At 46.8% G+C, this 20,222-nt stretch carries 19 protein-coding genes; 8 read left to right on the top strand and 11 right to left on the bottom strand.

The genetic code is table 11. The features are described 5' to 3' along the window. Positions 1–179 precede the first annotated feature (179 nt). Positions 180–2,162, top strand: a complete 1,983-nt coding sequence (locus NDI33_RS24580) for a DUF4157 domain-containing protein (RefSeq protein ID WP_190674785.1) — start codon at positions 180–182, stop codon at positions 2,160–2,162. 1,311 nt (positions 2,163–3,473) lie between these two features. On the opposite strand, the gene NDI33_RS24575 is transcribed toward NDI33_RS24580, so the two are convergent. From NDI33_RS24575 to NDI33_RS24565, 3 genes are all read right to left on the bottom strand, one after another. Continuing rightward, a complete protein-coding gene (locus NDI33_RS24575; RefSeq protein WP_190674774.1) occupies positions 3,474–4,097 on the bottom strand; it encodes a hypothetical protein in 624 nt (207 codons plus the stop codon). Between the two features lie 122 nt (positions 4,098–4,219). Beyond that, positions 4,220–4,948, bottom strand: a complete 729-nt coding sequence (locus tag NDI33_RS24570; RefSeq protein ID WP_190674771.1) for a cadmium resistance transporter — start codon at positions 4,946–4,948, stop codon at positions 4,220–4,222. A 233-nt stretch (positions 4,949–5,181) separates the two neighbouring features. Further along, positions 5,182–5,778, bottom strand: a complete 597-nt coding sequence (locus NDI33_RS24565) for a DUF1003 domain-containing protein (protein ID WP_190674768.1) — start codon at positions 5,776–5,778, stop codon at positions 5,182–5,184. 442 nt (positions 5,779–6,220) lie between these two features. Here NDI33_RS24565 and NDI33_RS24560 point away from each other — a divergent pair, with 442 nt between their 5' ends. The 3 genes from NDI33_RS24560 (at position 6,221) to NDI33_RS24550 (ending at position 9,605) form a co-directional block, all read left to right on the top strand. After that, positions 6,221–6,832 (top strand): hypothetical protein, encoded by a 612-nt coding sequence (locus tag NDI33_RS24560; protein ID WP_190431697.1) that lies wholly within the window; start codon positions 6,221–6,223, stop codon positions 6,830–6,832. A 121-nt stretch (positions 6,833–6,953) separates the two neighbouring features. Next, positions 6,954–7,226 (top strand): hypothetical protein, encoded by a 273-nt coding sequence (locus tag NDI33_RS24555; protein WP_190410448.1) that lies wholly within the window; start codon positions 6,954–6,956, stop codon positions 7,224–7,226. Positions 7,227–7,844: 618 nt separating this feature from the next. After that, the gene (locus NDI33_RS24550; RefSeq protein ID WP_190674765.1) at positions 7,845–9,605 is read left to right on the top strand and encodes a phospholipid carrier-dependent glycosyltransferase; all 1,761 of its coding nucleotides are present in this window, start codon (positions 7,845–7,847) and stop codon (positions 9,603–9,605) included. 3 nt (positions 9,606–9,608) lie between these two features. Here the strand turns inward: NDI33_RS24550 and NDI33_RS24545 are convergent, their stop codons facing one another. Both NDI33_RS24545 and NDI33_RS24540 read right to left on the bottom strand, forming a co-directional pair. Next, a complete protein-coding gene (locus NDI33_RS24545; protein ID WP_190535076.1) occupies positions 9,609–10,220 on the bottom strand; it encodes a DUF3318 domain-containing protein in 612 nt (203 codons plus the stop codon). A 148-nt stretch (positions 10,221–10,368) separates the two neighbouring features. Next, positions 10,369–12,096, bottom strand: a complete 1,728-nt coding sequence (locus NDI33_RS24540; RefSeq protein WP_190410451.1) for a nucleoside transporter C-terminal domain-containing protein — start codon at positions 12,094–12,096, stop codon at positions 10,369–10,371. 284 nt (positions 12,097–12,380) lie between these two features. On the opposite strand from NDI33_RS24540, the gene NDI33_RS24535 reads away from it, so the two are divergent. The 3 genes from NDI33_RS24535 to NDI33_RS24525 all read left to right on the top strand — a co-directional run bounded on the left by NDI33_RS24535 (position 12,381) and on the right by NDI33_RS24525 (position 14,383). Next, on the top strand, positions 12,381–12,644 hold the full coding sequence (locus tag NDI33_RS24535) for a hypothetical protein (protein WP_190410452.1): 264 nt from the start codon (positions 12,381–12,383) through the stop codon (positions 12,642–12,644). Positions 12,645–12,902: 258 nt separating this feature from the next. Further along, complete coding sequence (locus tag NDI33_RS24530) at positions 12,903–13,424, top strand: thermonuclease family protein (RefSeq protein ID WP_199302378.1); 522 nt, start codon at positions 12,903–12,905, stop codon at positions 13,422–13,424. A gap of 182 nt (positions 13,425–13,606) precedes the next feature. Next, positions 13,607–14,383 (top strand): DUF1350 family protein, encoded by a 777-nt coding sequence (locus NDI33_RS24525; RefSeq protein WP_190428694.1) that lies wholly within the window; start codon positions 13,607–13,609, stop codon positions 14,381–14,383. Between the two features lie 267 nt (positions 14,384–14,650). Here the strand turns inward: NDI33_RS24525 and NDI33_RS24520 are convergent, their stop codons facing one another. From NDI33_RS24520 to NDI33_RS24500, 5 genes are all read right to left on the bottom strand, one after another. Next, positions 14,651–15,139, bottom strand: a complete 489-nt coding sequence (locus NDI33_RS24520) for a hypothetical protein (protein WP_190674762.1) — start codon at positions 15,137–15,139, stop codon at positions 14,651–14,653. Positions 15,140–15,199: 60 nt separating this feature from the next. Further along, a complete protein-coding gene (locus NDI33_RS24515; RefSeq protein ID WP_190410457.1) occupies positions 15,200–15,742 on the bottom strand; it encodes a Dps family protein in 543 nt (180 codons plus the stop codon). A gap of 131 nt (positions 15,743–15,873) precedes the next feature. Next, positions 15,874–16,545 carry a nucleotide exchange factor GrpE gene (grpE, locus tag NDI33_RS24510; RefSeq protein WP_347275872.1) on the bottom strand — a complete coding sequence of 224 codons (672 nt, stop codon included), beginning with the start codon at positions 16,543–16,545 and terminating at the stop codon, positions 15,874–15,876. 91 nt (positions 16,546–16,636) lie between these two features. After that, on the bottom strand, positions 16,637–17,188 hold the full coding sequence (gene dps, locus NDI33_RS24505) for a DNA starvation/stationary phase protection protein Dps (protein WP_190410458.1): 552 nt from the start codon (positions 17,186–17,188) through the stop codon (positions 16,637–16,639). Positions 17,189–17,337: 149 nt separating this feature from the next. Next, entirely contained in the window at positions 17,338–17,601 is a 264-nt protein-coding gene (locus NDI33_RS24500) for a sulfiredoxin (RefSeq protein ID WP_190410890.1), read from the bottom strand. Positions 17,602–17,900: 299 nt separating this feature from the next. On the opposite strand from NDI33_RS24500, the gene NDI33_RS24495 reads away from it, so the two are divergent. Then, positions 17,901–19,517 (top strand): SpoIID/LytB domain-containing protein, encoded by a 1,617-nt coding sequence (locus NDI33_RS24495; protein ID WP_242033086.1) that lies wholly within the window; start codon positions 17,901–17,903, stop codon positions 19,515–19,517. Between the two features lie 239 nt (positions 19,518–19,756). Here the strand turns inward: NDI33_RS24495 and NDI33_RS24490 are convergent, their stop codons facing one another. After that, positions 19,757–20,053, bottom strand: coding sequence for a ferredoxin (locus NDI33_RS24490; RefSeq protein WP_190410460.1), 297 nt, complete (start codon positions 20,051–20,053; stop codon positions 19,757–19,759). Between the last annotated feature and the right edge of the window lie 169 nt (positions 20,054–20,222).

The following is a 20,222-nucleotide window of genomic DNA, read 5'->3' as shown; positions in this document are numbered from 1 at the left end:
AAGCATTTTTAACAGATGGGGCTTTTTAACAAGAGTGACCCCATCTTTTTTTACCGCAACTTGGCTTCAGGAGCGCTTGCACTAGGCTTTTGACGGGGTTGTCACCCCGTGAGATCTATGAGCCTGATGGCTCTCAATTATTCCTTAACTGAACTAAATAGAAGAAGTTATTTGTGACTATGGCAACGCGATCGCACGACCCCCAAAAAGCTCCACAAAATTCTACTTTCGTACCCGTCAACAACCAGTTTCAGCCGCGCCCTTTCCCAGTTCAGGAGCCACCCCAAACTCACGAAACACCAAACCTACAAGCACAACTGGAAAGTGCCCAGCGCTTTAGTCACAATTTCGCCAATATTTCAATCCAGAGTCCTGACATCCCAATCCCAACACCGCCACCGATTCAACCGAAACTCACGATTGGAGAGCCAGGAGATAAATACGAACAGGAAGCAGACAAGACAGCAGCAGAAGTGGTGCAACGGCTTCATGCACCCATGCCGAGTTATGGAAGGGATCTTAGCCAGCCCGAAAGTAAGTTGGCTCAAACCATAAAAGCTGGCATGGTGCAAAGCTCTAACTCGATGCATCAACAGGGAATCCCGAATCATCAAAACAAATTGATGAGAATGTTGGATGTACCCATCCTGCAACGCGAGGTGATGCCAGAAGAGGAAGAAGAAAAAGAACTCCAGATGAAGCCGATGATACAGTGTCAGTCTAGTGAGGATGGGAAACCCGCCTCACCGGATCTCGAAGCAACCATCCAACAGGCACGAGGAAGCGGACAGCCACTGGCGCAGAGTATTCGCGAACCGATGGAGCAGGCGTTTGGGGCTGATTTCAGCGGGGTAAAGATTCATACGGATGCTCAATCTAATCAGTTGAATCGCTCAATCCAGGCGAAGGCATTTACGACAGGGCAGGATATTTTCTTCCGGGAGGGAGCGTATGAGCCGGGAAGCCGGGGTGGGCAGGAGTTGATTGCCCATGAACTGACTCATGTTGTTCAGCAGAATGATAGTCAAGATGGCTGTTACCAGATAAACCGAACTGTTTATATTGGGAGTAGGGCAAAGTCAGTTCGCGATCAGGATATAAATGCCGAGGTTCAACAGCGCGGTCAAACATATGGTTGGAGCAAGGAAGAAACAAAGAAAGTAGCATCCGCATTAAAGTCGGAAAATGGAAACAAACAAAAAGTATATCAGTACGACACATGGCTCGATGCCATAGAAGACAAACAATGGAAAGGAGATAAGAACGCAGAAGGCAGCGAAATGCGTGAGCATACATTCCATTTTGGAAATACTTTGAAGAATGTTTTAAAAAGAATAAAGGATATTGTAGAGAACGGTTTTAATTCAGCATTTGCAGCTATGGAAGGTGGTTTCCTAACGTCTGCATGGAATACCTTGAGTGGAATAGGGGAGAACCTATCAGAAATTGCTCTGGGTCTTGCTCCAGGAGTGTACAGCATCCTTGCAGGACTAAAGAAGTTATTTGACTTAAAGAAAATTGGAAGGCTTTATAACGCATTAAAGGTTGCAGGCGCGCAAGAATTAGCAGGAAAGGTAGATCAAAAGGTAAATCGACGTTGGTGGGATACTCTGGTAGCTGGTATTCAAAAGATTACTAAGGGTGCGCTCAAAATAGCAGCATTGTTTACTGGCCCGCTTGCAGGTGGATTTATTGCCGCAGCAGATATTGGCGATGCCATCATGCAAATTGGGAAATACTTATACAGAGGAGGCAAGGCGATATATAAGAAGCTAAAAGGCACAAAGGGACAAAACCGAACTTTCAATGCACGCCGGTTACTCTTGCAGGGGTTAGCTGGAAAAGCCTGGACTCTCGATGTTTTGATTGCAATGGATTGGAGAGGCAGCGGAGTGGTTGGGCGATTATCTGGATGGTATGAGAAACTTAATCCACTAACATCCAAAAATATGGCTAAAAATCCAGAATTACTAGCGTTCAATAACGCAATGAAATCTGCGGCTGAAAATGCGACAAGTAGTGCAAACAATCCAGAAGCGTTTAACTCGGCACGAATCGACTTTCAGTTAAGGCTAGATCAGTTATATGGAAAATCTGACGATAGTAATTTTAGAGCCGCAATTATAGAAAATGTTGCTTATCAACTTCGTTCATTTGCATAGCGCGATCGCCCATTTCAGTAAATTGGTTTAATAGTGTAGCAAGCTCAGTTTGGTTGAAAGCGATCAGGCATGAAAACAGGAGATAGTGCCGTTTAGGAAAAGGCGTAGAAAAAAGAGGGAGAGACAATAGAGAAGTAGATGTGCTTGACTCGATTTCACTAATAGAGTTCTTGCGGAAAAGAGGAAAGTGTTTTAAATAAAACAGGAGAAGCTAATATTATGAACATTTTAAATGTTGTACAAAAAAGCAATAGAGCTTTCTCGCTCTCACTCCAAACGGCTATACAGGTATCAAACCCGATACATTCTGGAAAATCGTAGAAGTGGTGCGAAACGCTAAGGATGGAAGCCGTGGAAGCCGTGCTACGTTATCAATACCCGGCAAAATTCTGGTGACTTTACAGGATTGGCGAGAGTACAGAACGTATTTTTACATAGCTATTGATGGGATAATTCATGAAGCGACAGCCTATCGGACAGTGAAGCGAATTGAAGATATTTTAAGCAAAGCGGAAGAATTTCATTTACCTGGCTCTTCGCCAGTTGCAACAATCATCTTCAGAAATTGAAGTAATTATTGTGGATGTAACGGAAACAGAAGTTGAACAACCCCAAAAAACCAGAAAAGCTACTATAGCGGGAAACAAAAGTGCCATACATTGAAAACGCAATTAATAATTAATCAAACCAATAAATCCGTGATTTGTACGAAGTTTGCCAAAGGAAGTCAGCATGATTTCAGAATATTTAATAACAGTAGAGTCACGGTAATCGAAAGAATACAGGTTTTAGGCGACAAGGGATATCAGGGTATTGGGCTTTACCATACCAATAGCTATATTCCCCATAAAAAGTCGAAAAATAGTCAATTAACGAAGCAACAAAAGCACCAAAATAAAGAACAATATCGGCTAAGAGTTCGAGTGAAAAATGTGATTCTGCATCTCAAGGTTTTCCGAATTTTATCAAGTCGGTACCGGGACAGAAGAAAGCGGTTTGGCTTACGAGTCAACCTAATAGCTGGTCTCTATAATTATGAGTTGAAATTCGCTGCATCATCCTAATTCCGCAAGAGGTCTATTAGCCCTGAGTTATTCGCCCTGAGTCCATCTATGGCTCTTGACACATAACTCTTAACCGAATAAAAAAAAGGCGATCGCGCTTCACGCGATCGCCTTTTTTTTATCCCTTGCTTACTAAACTTTCCCTGACTATAGAAAAAGCCTCTAGCGTCCAATCAAACGTGTACAGCCATAATCGAGAGTTGCAGGGTTACTTCCTGTTCGGATGATACTCAAACTCCAATGAGAACTAATCAATAATTTGTGGACTGGGAGTTTGGGCGTTGACATCGGCCTGAGACAAGTTAGGAATCGTCCAATTTGTGTCACCTGCTTTGAACACATGAGCAGGAACCACATTCAATTCAATTGCACCCGTTGCACGATTTGTTCTCACAATTGATTGAGTTCCGTCCACAAACTTGGCTGCAACGGGTTCGGTTAATGCTTGTGCTTGAGCATTGGGACCGAGAACCACCTGAGTTCCCGCAGGTAGAAAATATCCATCGCAATCCCAATCATCATCCGTTTCCTCACCCGCAGCTAGGTAATAGAGTTGTGTCGGAGACTTCTTCGGCTTGTTGGCATAGACAGCCACTGTGCCAGGGGTTTCGTTATGGCACTGTGCCCGCTTTCGAGCCGTTTCCATCACGTACTTCTGCTGTTGCAACTGGCTGAGCGTTTGCTGATAGGTTTCGGGCGTGTAACCCGCTTGATCTGGATTATCCTTGGCTTGTAGTAATTGATTGATGGCTTGCGTTACTTCCGCGTAATCCGTTCCTTTCGTGAAGTCTTTACCTGCCCATGAGGGAGGAGCAATCATGAGGTTGACCAGAAGCACGAGCGCGACGAGAGCAATTTTGATAAATTTCATGGAATTCTCCTTACTTTGAGATAACTGAACATTCCAACTAAAAATGTGATTCAAAAGTTGGAAACTATCTTAAGCCAGGTGTGCAAGAAAGAAATATCAGTTTAAAACCGCACACCGTTTGTCTACTTCAGAACTTTCAAAACTGGTGCTTGGGCTTGTAGCGTTTGATTAATTGTGGTTCCTAGTTTTAACAGGTAAAGACCACTTATTACGAGCGTCAGTACTGCCAATCCTGGATTTTCTAAAGTGCCGCTATCAAATAGAATTAACACCCCTAAGCTAATCAGGACAAAAGGGACTAGATGGTTGCCGTAACGAGTCAGATTATCTGCGATCGCCGGAATTTGGGTTAACTTGTAAGCGGCAAGACACCACACACCCACCAGCGAGAAAAATACTCCTAGAATGATGACTAGATTTTCCCAGGTGCAGCTTGCAAACAGCGGCATATAGATTCCAATGTTATCGCCGCCATTCGCAAAAGTTACCGCTGCTACGCTATACGCCTGGGGTGAGATGAAACTGCTAAACCAGGCTGGTTGAGCTGGCGTTTCGTCTGAGTCAGCATCATCTTCTGTATTAGAATTCACTAAGCGGCTGATGCCGATCGCAATCGGAACCAATCCTAACATTCCAATACAGGGACGCGGCAACAACAAACTGCCAAAGAAACTGGGAAGGCTGGCGAGAACGAGGGCGGCAAAGCCAAGATACTGTCCGGCAACAATGTGGCGTTTGCGAAAGAGGGTATTAACCTGGGAAAAGAACAGCATCAGAATCAAAATGTCATCCAGGTTAGTTGCTGTGAAGGCGGTAAAGCCGGTTGAAATTGCCGCGAAAAGTCCGTTCATGTTCAGTTCATGCTCCAAATTCTGTTGTGTCTATCCGAACTTTTGGCGCGACGCTGTAGCAATCCTGTTGGGATTGTGAGAGATGTTTTGAAGAGAATACGTCTCACAACGAAGCTCAAAACCTACGAATGACGAAAGGATTAATAAATAAGCCACGAGAATCGTAAAGGCATCATTTTTAGCATTTCTAGCTAGTCGTTGACCGTTAGTTCAAGCTAAATTATTGAAAATGTTTAGGAAGCCTGTTTTCTGGAGTGGCTATTGAGAACAGCCACCGTTGCAATCTTGTTGGAGTGATGCTCCAACTCATTCAAGTCTTGAGCCGGTACGAACACAACCTTGACTTCGCTCGCTGCTTGGTGTTGTTGCTTGATTAATACAGTTAGCTCGTCTAGTTTCTTGGCATAGTCAGCATCCAGCTTTTCGTGGATCAGTTCGAGGTTTTGAGCGGCTTGTAACGTGATCTGGTAGTTGTGATTCGCACTTTCCCGATCTTCTTCTGATTGGCGGTTCTGGCTCATCAAGACGACGGGAGCGGTATAAGCAGAGGCAAAGGAGAATACCAGGTTCAACATCATGAAGGGAGACTCATCCCAGTGAGGCAGTCCCGGTATCAGGTTGCAACCTACCCATCCAGCAAGAACGGTTGATTGTCCAATCAGAAACGCCCAGGAACCCACTTTAGTTGCCATTTTGTCTGCCACCTTTTGCCCAAACGTTAAGGGCTTCTTCTCAGGTGGTTTAATTTTTGAAAATTGTGGTTGTGTCAGAACGACAGGGGCTTGTTGCGATTCGTTGATACCGGGTTGACTGGATTGAGTGGAGTTCATGCTGTTACCTCTTGCAACTTCAAATTCGTTTAATGCTTTGATGAGTGCGCTTAGGGGTTTTTTGTATTTGTGCTGCACTTGCTATAGTTTCACTGTATGGCGCTTAAAGTATAAGAGCAAATACTCTTTCTTGTTGAATTAATAAATTGAAGTGATTGACTTAGGCTAAGCGTTATGAATTCGACTTTTCCAACCCTGGTTGTTACCCAGAACAGCGTTGGTGCAAATTGCTGGTAATTTCAGTAATGCCAGTTCCTCAATCAATTGAGTTTATCGATTCAACAAAAAAGAGTGTTTGCTTTTATAAATTGTGATTACGTAGGATGAATTTATGCTTCTGCAATAGATTCTTGCCAAACTGGATCGCCAGTCTGGATAGCCAGTCTGGACAAAAGACACAAGAACATTGAGAAAGCCTTTCTGGTTGTCACAAGAGAAAAACATGAAGAATCTTTTCAAAATTGCGCTCGCCCTAGTGATATTTGTGGTGAACCTAGCGATCGCCCAACCCTCTCTGGCAGATCGACCCAAAGTATCCAAAAATCCTGACTATATTCAGGTGACAAAAACGCTGAACGGTTTATCAGCACTCCAGGAAAGCCAGGATATCCCTCCAGAAGTGCAACAGCGAATTGACGAGTTGACCTTGCAAAAAGCCGCAATCGAGTCGGGTGTCACCTGGGGACAATGCAGGAACGAAACCGGGAACACCATCGGCATCTTTGGTCCCGCCTCTGAGGAATCGAAGACTGGCGATAACAATCTCTACTTTCTAGCAGACGGTGAGACAACTCCTGAAGGCTGGGATTGCCAGGGAATTTATTTACCGAGTGGTATTAACGTTGCAGGCATTGAGTCAACACCTGCCACTTATACAATTCTGGATGGTACCCGTTTAATCGCCCGCCGAAATCCTGATACCTCTGCGCTTGAGTTTAACGTTCCACCACTCAAGTCTTCCCAAGAGAATAAGCTGGCAGTTCCTAACGTATCGCAGGAATTTATTGAATCTCGCATTCCTAGTACGTTCACAGCCGTAGAAATTGACGATTAATGGGATGCGTACAAGTGGGTTGACGCAATGATTTAACAAATTGGCTTGCAAGCTCATTGAGTCAACTCACCGTACAAAAGAATGGAAAGTTATTGTTACTCACTCATTAGCATTTTGGATTATGGATTCTTTAATTGGGTCAGTAGATTCGCAGATTGTATTAGTAGTTGCAGCGATCGCCGTGTCCCTCTTGCTGGTTACGCTGCTGATTAGAATCTTAAAAGCTGGTTTCGGGTTGATTTTGACGATTTTGGTGCTGGTGGCGGGATTGCAGTACGTTTTTGGCATTACCCCCGGACAGTTGTGGGGTGAGATCGGGAATTTGCCCCAAGATGCGATCCAACTGGTGAAAAACCTCGATTGGAATTCTCTGATATCAAGCTTTAATAGCTGAAGGCAGCATTCAATCACTTCTAATTATTCATCTGACAAGAAAGTTTATTTGTTTTTATGAGGCAATCCTCATAAAGTGAAATTAACTTATTCGCCGTAAATCCCCCACGAAGTTGGAAGCGCCACCATACCGCTTGCGGTTGGTGGTGGGTAGTTCACGCATCAAAGGCTCGTGATATTGACGAAGATACCTATGAACCGTCCGATCGCTGGGTAATGCTCTTCAGTTTGGCTGTCTTACTCTTGGGGACAGGTATCATCTACTACGTTTTTACGGATCCTGTGCAACTGATAGCCGGTGCTATGTTTGAGTAATGTTTTACTACGGCAATGATTTGCCAAGCGGATAGGAGAGGATGTCCTTTTCGAGTGTCTCTTCAGATTACTAAGCTGTCGTGCATTCAGACTGCGAGCAGAGCCTCCGGGACGCAGTCCCCTGAGAGCGAGAAAGCGTCGCCAATCGAGTTTATCCGCTCATGCAGCAACCTGATTGTGTACTACGTCAACAGATTAGCAACGTTTGTTCAATGGGATCTTACACGGCTTAACGCGAGTGCCATTTAAGCTAGGGATGATAGTTAGCGATTGCGCTTAACTAAGTATCATTCACCATTGACTAATGACTAATAACTGGCTGCTACTTTTAGTGTGGATAGGAGTTGGGACTGGCTTGCGCTTGCTGAATTTGGCTGGCAAGTCGCCTTGGACGGATGAATTTTCGACGCTGGTTTTCAGCCTGGGCAATAGTTTTCGCGGCGTTCCCCTAGATCGAGCGATCGCACTCGATACTCTTCTGCAACCCCTGCAACCAAACTCAGCAGCAGGAATCAACGATGTCATTCATCACTTAGTCACTGAGAGCAACCATCCCCCGCTCTACTTTGTGCTAACTCACCTGTGGCTGAAACTATTTCCGCTAGATGGGGGATTGGTTTCGCTATGGGGGGCGCGATCGCTTGCTGCCCTTTTCGGCGTCGCCTCTATCCCTGCAATGTACGCATTCGGCTGGTTTGCGTTTCGTTCTCGGTTGGTAGGGCACTTGGCAGCAGCAATGATGGCGGTTTCGCCCTACGGCATCTTTCTAGCGCAGGAAGCCCGTCATTACACTTTGGCAATTTTGTGGGCGATCGCTTCCCTTACCTGTCTGGTGGTTGCCGCACGACACCTGCAACGTCAGGCACCTCTGCCCGTTTGGCTGGTACTACTCTGGGTAGGGATTAATACATTAGGAATTTCCAGTCATTATTTTTTCGTTCTAACTTTAGGTGCCCAAGCGCTGGCGTTGATTGTCCTTCTATGGCAACAAAGACGGACTCAGAAGAATTTTAAATTTCCCAGTGTCAAGTCCTCGATCCCATTGCTGGCGGTTGCGGCTGGGACGCTGGCGGGGGGATTAGTGTGGGTGCCAGTATTCTTGCAGAACAGTTATGGGGGCAAGCTAACCGAATGGATTCAAGGCGATCGCGTCGGTTTGGCATGGCTTAGCCCAATCTTTCAAGCGATCGCGGCTTGGATTACGATGATCGCCCTACTGCCGGTAGAGTCACCCGATTTAGTCGTGGTGATTCTTTCTGGGGCTGTGATGATTGTTTTCTTTCTTTGGGCGCTACCCATCCTCTATCGAAGCTTGAAATTTCAGCGGCAAGAGGCGGGTTTGACAACCCAACTATTTGAGGGTTTCATTTGGAGTGCGATCGCGCTATTTTTTGTTTTTACCTACATCCTCGGAATTGATTTAACTCGCGGGGCAAGGTATAACTTCGTCTATTTTCCGGCTGTAATTGTTATCGTAGGAGCCAGTTTTGCCGTCTGCTGGAACGCTGTGAAGGTTGAAGAAACTACTTTAAAAGAGTCAAGTCCAGTCAGCATCGATCCCGGCTCAAAAGCCAAAGGTAAAATAAACCCTTTTATTAAAATATCTGGTCAAAAAGCTGTGGCGCTCATTTGGCTCATGGGACTTTTGAGCGGGCTAACAGTCGCCTGCAATTTGGGTTATCAGAAATACTATCGCCCCGATCTCTTAGTACCACCGATTATAGAGTTGCAAGATTCCCCATCTTCATCTGTGCAAGTGCCAATTCTAATTGCCACAACTCACAAAACCCATGTACAAAATGGGGAAATGATGGGAATCGCGTGGGAACTCAAACAGCAAGCGGTACAGCCAAGGGAAATCCAATTTCTCCTAGCGCATCAAGACCAAAATCCTCAAACTTCAACAGCGGCGTTGCAAAAAACTTTGGCGACTTTACCGCGCCCTCTAGATGTTTTGCTGGTAAATTTCCACGCACCCATAGAGTTAGATAAATGTGTTACGAATGCCAATTTCCCTTCAGTGGATGGCTACGAAACCAAACTTTATTACTGTCGAGATCGCTAAAGCTTAACTGCTTTTTTTGACGCTTTCTGGAACGCTCAGCGATGACAAACCCGCGATCGCTCTTAAATTTTGAGAGCGAATTAACTCTGTAAAATTTAAACTAGAGCGACCTTCGATTTTACCGACGGCTTCAATTGCGGATAACAATTGCTGGGCAGCTTCAGCTTCCGTGTAGCCCCGCCGAATTGCTACCTTAATTGCCGATTCATCCGCATCCAGTTCAGACTGAGAACTGCGAGTATTTCGCCAAATTTGAGTTGCTGCCAGTCCGCTTAATCCGCTAGCCACGACAACACCCACGGCATCTCCTTGGACAAGCTGCACAATTGCTCCGATTGCTCCAGCCGCCACCACGCCTTGATAAAGGTCAGGTTTAAACCACTTGATCCCAGTCAGCCAAGCAACTGTGCGTAAAATCAGCAAATCTCGCTGCGGCTGAGACAAGCGACGCCATAAATCAAAATTGATATAAATCGGTCGATCTTGTGCCCAAGGCAGCGGAAATGGGCTATTAATCACCTGCGGTTGCTCCGGTTTGCTAACCACTTTTGTCAGCATTCGACCAGATGCAGGCATGACATCTAATAAGCGGCGAATTTCAGGCTCTGGATTCATCTTGGATGACTTGGGGCAACTATGGTAAAGACGCGATCGCTCCCCTCTACTCACTGAAAACTATTCTAAGGAATGTGGATGAAATAACTGGTAAAAGTAGGGATATGCCCCTACCCAGGAAGTTGAAATAAATCCACAATCCTCAGTTTTAGGGGGAGGGAGACGGAACGGCTGAAGCCGTAGGCTTGGGTTTAGGAGCTTGCTGAGTGGGCGGAGTGGTAGCTCTAGGCGTCGCCTTGGGTGTTGTTGTCGCTCTGGGTGTCGCCGGAGGTTTTGTGGCGGGGGCTTGCAGCCGAGTTGCGGGTGAGGGCGCTAGGGCTGGGCTAACAGGTGTTGACGTTGGTTCGGGTGAAATCGTTGTAGCCGGTAAGGGCGTTATCGCTGGGTTAACGGGTGTTGACGTTGGTACAGGGGAAACTGTCGTACCGGGAGCAGGAGACACCGTTGGGCTAGCAGCCGGAGCGGTGATAGAAGCAGGAGCGCCCTGTACACCCAAAATACTGGGATCTCCAGTGTCAAATATGCCAGCTAGACAGGCAATCATCATTGTCGCCAGCGTGCCAGCAAATAGCGCTTTCCAACCGAGTTCGGAGATATCTTTGCGTCGCGAGGGAATGAGGGCAATGGTGCCACCCACAAAAATGCCGACTGAAGCTAGATGGGCAAATCCGGAGAGGGCATAACTGACGATTAACACCGTGCGATCGCTTACAGTTCCCGCTTGGGCAGCTTCTGCTAACGCTTGATAGGGAGGAATTGCGGTTTCTAAGAGTCGTCGCCCAATAATCACAGACGCTGTCCAAGATTCGCTAAAGGGGACGCCGGTTAAGATTGTTAGGGGATAAAACAAGACTCCTTGAATATTTGCTAAAGTGACAACTTTAAATAAATCACCCACTGCTCCGGGTAAACCGCCCAACCAACCAAAAAATTGATTAACTAAAGAAACTAGACCCAAGATTAAGATCAGCACGGCAGCGATCGCTACTGCCATCTTCACCCCATCTAAAGAGCCGACAATCGCCGCATCTAAGGGGCTAACTCGCTCGATGGGTTCTCCAGCTACGGTTTCCTGTTTGTACGTCCCTTCCTTCTCGACTTCCTCAAACTCATTTTGCTCAAATTCTTTGGCTGTTTTCTCGCTAGGAATGCCGCCCAGCGTCAGCGGTGTTCCGGTTTCTGGCACTAAAATTTTTGAGATCACAAAACAGGCGGGGATAGCCATAATCGACGCCGATACTAAGTGTCCCAGAATGTTCGGAAAGACAGGTCTGAGGAAACTGACGTAAATAGCTAGGGTTGAGGAGGCAGCCGTACCAAAACAACACGCTAGAATCGCGCACAGTTCCGAACGGGTCATTTTTGGCAGATAAGGCTTGACGACAATCGCCGCCTCAATGCCCACAAAAATATTCGCGGCACCGCTGAGCGCTTCCGCTCCGCTCAGGCGCATCGTCCAATAAAATAATTTGGCAAATAGCTCGGTGATGACTTGAATGACGCCGATGTTGTAGAGGAGCGCCATCAGTCCGGAGAAAAAGATTACTGTTGGTAAGGCGCGAAAAGCAAAAATATAGCCAAGATTGATTGGTGGATCTTGACCGGGGATGGGGACAATATTTCTCCCAAAGACAAACCGCGCCCCAGTGTCAGCAGCGACAAACACCGCGTCTAGTAAGGTCGTAAACCGCTCCAGTGCGATTCGCGTGGGGGGAAACTTGAACACCAAAAAAGCCAAGACTAATTGCAACCCGATGCCCCAGATAATGACGCGCCAAGGGATGATTCGCTTGTGTTCGGAAAAGAGCCATGCGATCGCGCATAAACCAAAAAGGCCGAAAAAGGAGATAAGGTTGAGATAAAAAGGATGAGACATGGGCTGAATCCTTATTTCTTGAGAGAGTGCTTCCCAGTTTGCCGTCCCCTACAAATCAGCGCGTTTTTCGGCTTTATCCCCGCCTGGAGAAGGATGACACGGGACACCCAAGACAATACCTGAAAATGAGGCGCTTCAGTACTACTACAGCTTTAAAATAAGCACAGAAGCCTGTATCTTATTCAAACTTAAGAATTCCTAAACACAAGGAAACAACTTAGCTAGAGCAGTCCCAGCTTGAAGAATGCTGCTCTTGGGCAGTTAACTACCCGCAAATTCAATACATGGAAGCTTTTGACTCAGTTCCTCCCAAATGGATCGAATCTGCTACTCACGCCCGCGAGTTTTGCTGTCCTAACTGTCGGGCTTCCTCCAGGGAAGCTCAACAGGTTTGGCTCAATCGACGCTCGCCCGTAATGACAGAAGACTATCGCCGAAAATGGCAGGAGTTTTATCAGTGCCAGTGTGGTTGTGTTTGGTGGGCGTGGAGTAACGATCGCCCTCCCTCTGATTTATTAAAGCGCGAGCCTCCAGCGATTGACGAGTGATGCTTTATAGAAGTAAAGCGCGACTCCCGACGGGATAGCTACTCTACCCTTCGGGAACCCCTTCGAGGAACGAGAACGCTACGCGAACGTTTCACGCATTTCCTCTGGTTGAGCGTCTTAGCGAAGCGAAGCCGTTAGGCTGATCGCACGATTGTGTCAGCCGTAGACAAAAGAGCGATTGCGCTACCGCGCAGCCTTCGGATCGCATATCGGAAATTTAGAAATTACATCTTTTACAAGGCGTTCACAACAACTGCCATGACTCTATCAATGTTTGCAAAAACCCTGCCTGCTGCTGTGTTAACGATTGCCTTTGCCTCTTTGAGCGGCAATAGCTTAGCCCAAAACGCCTCATTTCAAGTAGTAAGTGCTAGAGATGGAGATGATGTTACGGTAAACCAAGGCAGCAAACAGTTCAGAATTCGGCTAGCTTGTATTGATGCGCCTGAAAGAGAGCAGAAACCGTGGGGTGATCGATCGGCTAATCGCCTCAAGCAGCTTCTCGTCCCTGGTCAGAGTGTGCGGCTAAGGGTGGTGAATACAGACCAGTCTGGGCGAACTGTGGCGGAAGTTTACCGAGGCAATCAGTCGGTAAACCTTCAAATGGTGAAAGAAGGTCAAGCCGTTGTCTACCCGCAACATTTGAACAATTGCGCTGCTACCAAAAACCAATATCTACAAGCACAGGCAGCAGCTAAAAAGCAACGTTTGGGTTTTTGGAAACAAGCTCAACCGATGATGCCGTGGGATTTCCGCCGCACTCAGGGTAGTCGCGGTTAGTGAGCGGGAACGAAGACAAGGAATATACTTTGGGTCTTAGCAAAAAGCGCTGGGCAAACAAAGGCGATCGCATTCTCTTTTTGTCAGCGCGTTAGCGAAGCGAAGCTGTTCAGCTTATCGCTCCCCACCTCCGGCAAGCAAGCTTTAAGATGAAGAAGTATTAACAACGCGAATATCGCTTCATGGACTGGAAAGAAATATCCGGTAATTGGGTGTTAATTCCCCAACATCCTGTAGGAATTGTGCATTTTCTTGGGGGCGCATTTGTGGCGGCTGCACCCCACGTCACTTATCGCTGGTTGTTAGAACAACTGGGGAATCAAGGCTATGCGGTGATTGCGACGCCGTTTGTGAATACGCTGGATCATAGCGCGATCGCAGGCAACGTCCTCCTCAGCTTCGATAGCGCCATCGAACAATTACGGGCAAAAGCGTTATTGCGGCGGCGATATCTCCCAATCTACGGACTTGGGCACAGCATGGGTTGCAAACTGCATTTACTCATTGGTAGTCTTTTTTCAGTGGAACGTGCTGGGAATATCCTGATTTCCTTTAATAACTACACCGCCAGCGAAGCCATCCCATTTGTGCAGCAGTTTAATTTCAGCCCAGCTTTTAATGTCGAGTTTACACCTTCGCCGGTAGAAACTAACAAGTTGATCGCTGATAAATACAGTATTCCGCGAAATTTACTGATTAAATTTTCTAACGATACGCTTGACCAATCAACTGGCTTAACTGAGGTTTTGCAAAAGCGATTTTCGGGGATGGTAGCAATGCAAATGTTACCAGGAAGTCATATTACACCGCTTGGTCAAGATGTCAATTGGCAAGCGGGAAAGGACTTCACACCGTTTGATGCTGTTGGTCAATGGGTGAAGCAAGAAATTTTATACAAAGAGCTGAATTTGTTGAAAAGAGAAATTCTCCGCTGGTTACAGCCTTTCTCTCCTACTTAACAATTACTTGAATATTTAGTAGCAGCAATGGTGTAACTGCTGCGTGTAGGCTGAACAAGGCAAGAAAGAAAGCTCGTGTTATAGCAGTCCTAAAGGATTCCTAAAGGCAAGATCCCCTGCTTCGAGAGAGAATTAGGGTATCTGACATTGCTGGCATCTCATCACTCAAATAGGATTGCTATTAGCAAAGCACAATAATAGATTGTGCTTTTCTTTCTTGATGAGCATCAACTAGCTGCGAAAGTCCTACTAATTTTATTGTTTACTTCAGCAACGCGGCGGCCCATCATCGTAAGAAATTAAATTATCTCCTGACTCAAGAATAAACTTAACTTGGTGGTCTGTAGCAACATGAAACCACCAACTGTGTTTAAGTTCCCCTCTTTTATACGGGCTGTCCCACTTACAAACAAATATTATGTTTTCCCCTCCCACAGGTAAGTGAACGGAGGAATTGCTTTTTTGGGAAAAAATTCTATTCTTTAATTTTTGAACTAGAGTGACCGAATCGTTTTGTTGTTTAGCAGCTTCGCCTTCAAAGGTAATAGTGAGCAGCGTTATCTTAGGGTAGCACTCAGTTGGAATGCAAACACCGCCTACATACTGTAAAGTTAAAATATTTTCCGAACCAGGGGAATCAGGCCATTCTTGAACACACCCATTCTGATTCTGATAAATTCGTGGTGGTGATGGTAGCAAATTAGCTACTTGTTTAGCTAATTTAATTGCTTCAGTAGGACCCAGTTCTGGCTGCATAAAAAAACTTGAGGAGGTAGAACTTAATCTACCTCCTCAGTGTCTACTTTTCCGAATGAATTACTTCATGTTGACGGGAACTTTCAAACCTTCTGCTGAGAGTCTGCCGTCTGGCTGAATGGATTCACCTTCGATGAAGGAACGCAACATCCAAGCCATTTGCTCATGTTGTTCCATCAAGCCGGTGAGGAAATCAGCGGTACCTTGATCGTGGAAGTTATCACCGCACTGATCGATGTGTTCGCGCAGGTTGCGGATAACCAGTTCGTGATCTGACACGAGGTTTTCTACCATGTGAAATGCGTTGGGAAGAGTACCCGGATCTTCTTTAATAGAAGCGTACTTCAGGAAGCCTTCCGCAGTTCCTACGGGATAACCACCCAAGGCGCGAACTCGCTCAGCGATCGCATCAATGCTTTCCGTCAACGCGGTGTAGTGTTCTTCCCACAGTTGGTGCAGGGAACGGAACTGAGGACCAACTACATCCCAGTGGTACTTTTTGGTTTTGATCAATAGCAGGTAGGCATCCGACAGATCTTTATTTAATAAATCCGTCACGCCTTGACGCTGCTCTTCTGTTAAACCTATGTTTAAAGGACGCATAATTGTTATGTTCTCCAGCGATAATCACTGTTACTAGTGCAACAAATCTATACAGGGGATTCATCAGCCAAAGGGGAGATTAGTCGAGCGCTTGATATTGCGTGGGTTTGAACGTAGTCAGATGGGTAGGCTCAAGCTTTGGATATAGCACTGACTTTGACGCGGTGCAGCAGTTTCTCTCCTTGGCGGTAGCCGAGATTACTGACTTTCACAATTTCTCCAGGTTGAGCAGTTCCTTTAATGAGTTGATGGAACTGCGGATCGTAAGGGAGTTCTGCACCGACAGATGCGATCGCTTCCACTCCCCATTGAGAAAGCATCTGTTGCACAGGTCGGACTAATGGCAGCAATTTCACCGCTTCCATCTGGGGATTCTCTAAAGCTCTGGCGGCTGCGGTAGGCCAATACAACAAAAAAGATTCTAAAACTTGCAGGCTTGACATCTGGAATTCCTGCATTAAAGTCTCTCGCTGCTGTTCTAAGAGCGATCGCAGCCGCTGATACTCTTGCTGTAAAGACGCCAACTCAGGCTCCCGATTTATCTGCTCTCCCAGCGCTGGCGGTTTCCTATCCCCAAAGGTGGTCAGTAACTCATTCACTGGCACTTTCAAAGCTTGGGAGAGCTTGATCAGAGTTTCTACTCGCATCTGCGAAACTTGTCCCAGTCGCAGTCGCTTGACTTGTCGTTCCGAAACTCCAGCTTGCCGACTCAAAGCTTTATAACTAGAAATCCCCAGCAGTTGCATCCGTTGCTGCAACTGCTGGGCAAAATCTTGCTGTACAGAATCTGGTTCGTTTACCACGTTTGCTTTTTCAGTTCACCCCGCAGGTGCGTTTTAATTATTGAAAGCTCCTAGGGGCACACAACTCGCTGTGCGCCCCTACTGTCAGTAATTAATGTTTACTGGCAACTGCTTGTCTTGTGCCAACAGAGGTTAGGGTTCCAGTTTGCAGATGCGCTTCTAAGAACCACAACCGCTTATCGATCGCGCGAGACACTTCTGTGTAAAGGTCTGCGGTATCAGCATCGCCTAAATCGGCTGAAGCATCAATATTTTGGCGCAGCGACTTGGCATAAGGTGCAAAGCGTTCCGCCAAAGCGATAATGTGGTCTTTGCCGTCGATGATATCGATCGGATACTCTGGCAAAATAGAGGCAGCTACCGCCATCCGAGCCGTTCCCATCGCCATCCCTCCTAGAGCGGTGACTCTTTCGGCAAACAGATCGGTGAATTCTTCCAACTCAGTAGCAACCTCATCAAAAAGTTGGTGTAACTGGTAGAAGTCCATCCCTTTAACATTCCAGTGCGCTTGCTTTACCTGAGTTTTTAGGTCAAGGGTGGTTGCTACGGTTTGGTTCAGAAGCTCGATTACCTTAGAGCGAGTTTCTGCGGCGATGTCAATGCTAGTCGGGTAGAGACGTTGATGATGATTGATACTACTCATATGCCTTGATCCTTTTAGATGGAAGTGTATAGAAAAGCACAGACTTTTGTAGATTATCTTTGCACGCTTAGGACAAGATAAACTGCGCTCGAGGATACTAATTCGCAGTACAGGCTGAATTTTGAGCTGGAAAGCTTGTTTTTGAATACTCAAGCTAAATGCATTCTCAGAACAGAGCGCGGTGCGCGGCGAATCCGGCAAGAAATTGTTTCTTGACCTAGGCGCTGACAAGCTTCAAATCGATGACAGCCGGAAAAACCATAGTATTCTCCATCTACTTCCAGCACGTCGATGGGTTCTTGCTGACCGATTTCTTGAATGGATTCCATCAAAGCCGCTACTTTGGCTTGGTCAGTTTGTCGCGGCAGAGGACGATGAATCTTTTGCAGGGGTATTTCTTGCACCCTTACCATAGGACGAGTAGCTGTCTCCATCTGTTGTTTCTTTCTAAATCATACTCGGAATGACTTCGACTTGACAACTGGATACTTTAAATTAAGCTGAAGATTGTCGTTCATCCCCGATCTATTCGTCCTGGCGTCTATCACAATAGATGGAACAACTAGGTGCGTAGGTTGAGACGAAATATAGAGTCAGCTTTGAAGAAAAATCTTCTATCCTCAGATAGTCCATGCAAAAAAAGGGATGTACCTTGAGGCAGAATTTGGTAAAAACCAAATCGCAAAGTCGGAAATTCACTCGTCCGGCTGGGATGGGAAAACGTTTAGGTCACTGGTCCCGCACCATTTTGACGGTGTTTGGGCTGATAGGACTCACAGCGGCGTCTGGACCGGCACCCAGTAGCAATGATGTGGAACTGAAAGTGGGGGTTGTGCAGCGATTTGGTGAGGAACCCGACCAAATGACGTTGCAGGCAACATCGGGCGATCGCTTGATGTTGCGCTTTAATACAGGCGATCGCCAGCAAACCCTGCAAACCACCAGTGCCAAGCTAGAAGTGACCATGCAACCTCTACCAGCACCTGCGTTAGAGGAACGGCTTGTCCTGGGCATTTATCGGAGTTTTGAGATGGCGGAAGACAGTGCCAAAGCGTGGCAAGCCAAGGGAATTGAGGTTGAGGTAGCGCAGCCGGAACGCTGGCAGGTGTGGGCAAAACGCGATGTTTACAAAACGCCTTTAGTGCGCCGCTGGCTGTTGCAGAACCTCCAAGCTCAAGGCGATCGCGCTGCGTATTTGGAGACGGAAGTGGTGCAGAAAGTGCCCAAAGCGTCTCTCGTGGTGAATGGTTTTCGGTACGATCGCGACCAGATAGAGATTATCCCTGGCAAAAACCCGATCCAGGTGACAAAAGGCAAAAACTCGAAAAATAGCGTTCTCTACGCTGGCTCGTTGCGGCTGCAACCCAACGCTTACGGCACTTACACCCTCGTCAATCAAGTACCCTTAGAAATTTATCTGCGGGGCGTCGTACCGCACGAACTGGATGGCGGTGCCCCCTATGCGGCGGCGGAAGCGCAGGCAATCATTGCTCGGACTTATGCACTGCGGAACTTACGGCGGTTTACAGTGGATGGGTACGAACTGTGTGCAGACACCCACTGCCAAGTTTACAAGGGTCTCACCGGCACTGTACCGACGACAGACAAAGCGATCGCGGCGACGAAAGGTCAAGTGCTAACTTACCAGAATGAACTGGTGGATGCCCTTTATTCCAGTACCAGCGGTGGCATCAGTGCGCCCTTTAATGATGTCTGGAATGGCCCAGATCGCCCGTATCTCCAAGCCGTGGTAGATTCATCTGGGACAATTTGGAACCCGCAGTTGTCTTTGGCTCAAGAACAAAATTTCCAGCGGTTTATCAGCCTGAAACAAGGATTTCACGAAACTGGCGGCAATTGGTTTCGCTGGAGTAAAGCCAGCAGTATCGCTCAGATTACCCAAGATTTGCAGCTTTATCTCAAGCGGACAAAGACTCCCCATACTCCCTTTAAAGCAATTAAGCAATTGCGGGTAGCAGAGCGATCGCCCTCCGGACGGATTATCCGACTGGCGGTGCAAACCGACACCGGCGTGGTTGAGATCCATAAGGATGATATCCGCAGTGCCTTCCGACCACCCCGCAGCACCCTTTTCTATCTACAGCCTATCTATGGCGCAGACAAAACCGTAAAAGGTTATGCCTTTACTGGGGGCGGATTGGGGCATGGCGTCGGCATGAGCCAAACCGGCGCATTCAATTTAGCGAAAGCGGGTTGGTCAAGTCAGCAGATTCTCAACTTCTACTATCCTGGTGCCCAAATTCAGCCTCTTAACCAGTCCATTACCTTCGGCCCGGATCAAAATACAAAAGCGTTGCCCAACTCCTGAAAACAATCAAGCAGGGACGCTTGAGAGTGTCCCTGCTAAAAAGCTTAGAAGTTGTCAGTTATTTGGCGGCAGGTTTCATCCAGATATCTGTAAATAGTCAATCCTATCGATCAACCCGCCCATACAAGTCAGTTGCTGGTTTGAAAAGACGCCAATAATAGCGCGTCTTTTACTGATATCCGTTGTACGTTGTTTTTTCTTGTCTGCGATCGCTGACAACCAACCACTGACTGGTTTTCTTAATAGAGTTCTTCTTCTTGGTGGGTCATGATGGTGCAATCCGACTTGGGATAAGCCACGCAAGTCAGGACATAGCCAGCTTCAATCTGATCGTCATCCAGGAAAGACTGGTCAGATTGATCGATATCACCCTCAGTCACTTTGCCAGCGCAGGTTGAACAAGCACCAGCGCGACAGGAGTAGGGCAGATCGAGACCTTGATCTTCTGCGGCGTCAAGAATATAGACGTCGCCTTCAACTTCAATCGTGGTGTCCAGCCCTTCGGCTTCGTTAATTAACCTTACTTTATAAGCCATGTAGCGTTCCTCTCAAGTAGTCGAAATGGCAGTAGTAATTCAGAGTAGAGCGACCTTCCTCGCTAGACTAAGCTCAGGTAAAGGTTTGCTTACTAGGTTCACTTCCTCTTTAGATACTACGGGAAAAACCAGAGCCTTCAACACGAGATCAATAGATGGTGTGAATGGT

The sequence above is a fragment of the Trichocoleus sp. DQ-A1 genome, from assembly GCF_039961955.1.
Lineage (GTDB): Bacteria > Cyanobacteriota > Cyanobacteriia > Cyanobacteriales > FACHB-T130 > FACHB-T130.
Note: the sequence above shows the minus strand (reverse complement) of the source record. Positions and strands in the feature narration are given on the sequence as shown.

Excerpts from the sequence above, each read along its gene's own strand:
- NDI33_RS24580 (WP_190674785.1), top strand. The coding sequence starts at position 180 with ATGGCAACGCGATCGCACGACCCCCAAAAAGCTCCACAAAATTCTACT.
- NDI33_RS24560 (WP_190431697.1), top strand. The coding sequence starts at position 6,221 with ATGAAGAATCTTTTCAAAATTGCGCTCGCCCTAGTGATATTTGTGGTG.
- NDI33_RS24530 (WP_199302378.1), top strand. The coding sequence starts at position 12,903 with ATGACTCTATCAATGTTTGCAAAAACCCTGCCTGCTGCTGTGTTAACG.
- NDI33_RS24525 (WP_190428694.1), top strand. The coding sequence starts at position 13,607 with ATGGACTGGAAAGAAATATCCGGTAATTGGGTGTTAATTCCCCAACAT.
- dps (WP_190410458.1), bottom strand. The coding sequence starts at position 17,188 with ATGAGTAGTATCAATCATCATCAACGTCTCTACCCGACTAGCATTGAC.
- NDI33_RS24515 (WP_190410457.1), bottom strand. The coding sequence starts at position 15,742 with ATGCGTCCTTTAAACATAGGTTTAACAGAAGAGCAGCGTCAAGGCGTG.
- NDI33_RS24570 (WP_190674771.1), bottom strand. The coding sequence starts at position 4,948 with ATGAACGGACTTTTCGCGGCAATTTCAACCGGCTTTACCGCCTTCACA.
- NDI33_RS24520 (WP_190674762.1), bottom strand. The coding sequence starts at position 15,139 with ATGCAGCCAGAACTGGGTCCTACTGAAGCAATTAAATTAGCTAAACAA.
- NDI33_RS24500 (WP_190410890.1), bottom strand. The coding sequence starts at position 17,601 with ATGGTAAGGGTGCAAGAAATACCCCTGCAAAAGATTCATCGTCCTCTG.
- NDI33_RS24540 (WP_190410451.1), bottom strand. The coding sequence starts at position 12,096 with ATGTCTCATCCTTTTTATCTCAACCTTATCTCCTTTTTCGGCCTTTTT.
- NDI33_RS24545 (WP_190535076.1), bottom strand. The coding sequence starts at position 10,220 with ATGAATCCAGAGCCTGAAATTCGCCGCTTATTAGATGTCATGCCTGCA.
- NDI33_RS24490 (WP_190410460.1), bottom strand. The coding sequence starts at position 20,053 with ATGGCTTATAAAGTAAGGTTAATTAACGAAGCCGAAGGGCTGGACACC.
- NDI33_RS24495 (WP_242033086.1), top strand. The coding sequence starts at position 17,901 with ATGGGAAAACGTTTAGGTCACTGGTCCCGCACCATTTTGACGGTGTTT.
- NDI33_RS24565 (WP_190674768.1), bottom strand. The coding sequence starts at position 5,778 with ATGAACTCCACTCAATCCAGTCAACCCGGTATCAACGAATCGCAACAA.
- NDI33_RS24535 (WP_190410452.1), top strand. The coding sequence starts at position 12,381 with ATGGAAGCTTTTGACTCAGTTCCTCCCAAATGGATCGAATCTGCTACT.
- NDI33_RS24575 (WP_190674774.1), bottom strand. The coding sequence starts at position 4,097 with ATGAAATTTATCAAAATTGCTCTCGTCGCGCTCGTGCTTCTGGTCAAC.
- NDI33_RS24555 (WP_190410448.1), top strand. The coding sequence starts at position 6,954 with ATGGATTCTTTAATTGGGTCAGTAGATTCGCAGATTGTATTAGTAGTT.
- NDI33_RS24550 (WP_190674765.1), top strand. The coding sequence starts at position 7,845 with ATGACTAATAACTGGCTGCTACTTTTAGTGTGGATAGGAGTTGGGACT.